This window comes from Mesorhizobium sp. M4B.F.Ca.ET.089.01.1.1, assembly GCF_004022605.1.
GTDB lineage: Bacteria > Pseudomonadota > Alphaproteobacteria > Rhizobiales > Rhizobiaceae > Mesorhizobium > Mesorhizobium abyssinicae.
Map to the genome: position 1 here is coordinate 1 of NZ_RZOS01001358.1, position 484 is coordinate 484.

At 58.7% G+C, this 484-nt stretch carries 1 protein-coding gene; it reads left to right on the forward strand.

Annotated features, from left to right (window positions below):
• On the forward strand, positions 1 to 184 hold a 184-nt coding region (locus tag EN780_RS39500), incomplete at its 5' end, for a hypothetical protein (RefSeq protein ID WP_189557168.1).
• Positions 185 to 484: the final 300 nt, after the last annotated feature.

The following is a 484-nucleotide window of genomic DNA, read 5'->3' on the forward strand; positions in this document are numbered from 1 at the left end:
GGTTGGTTGCGGCGCCTTCACGCTCACCGGCGTCAACATCGACGATAATCAGAGTTACGGCGGCCTCGCCACGATGCAGGCGGCCTTTGGTTCCGTCACCAACCTTGCCGCAGAAGCGGCGCGGGCTCTGGCCGCCTCGAACTCGAACACCGTGCAAGCGTTCGCCGCGCATACGTATAGCTGATGTGGATGCGCGGCCCCGCTACCGATTGACACTGATGAATCTCGGGCATCCAGTCACCGCATAAGACGGCGTGGTAAACGACCCTATTCCAGTGAAGTAGCGGCAGAAATATCCGTCCCCGGCCTTCACCTGATAGATCATGATTCCGCTCGACGTCGTGAGCAGCGCGATGATCGAAACAACGATGAGAAGGCAGAGACCGGCGAGCATTATCCGCATTTTTGCGTGGTTTGCCCGAGGCGTTTTAGACCGGTTGAAGCTGCCCAACTGAGTGCGCGCGAACCCTCAACATAAGAAGGC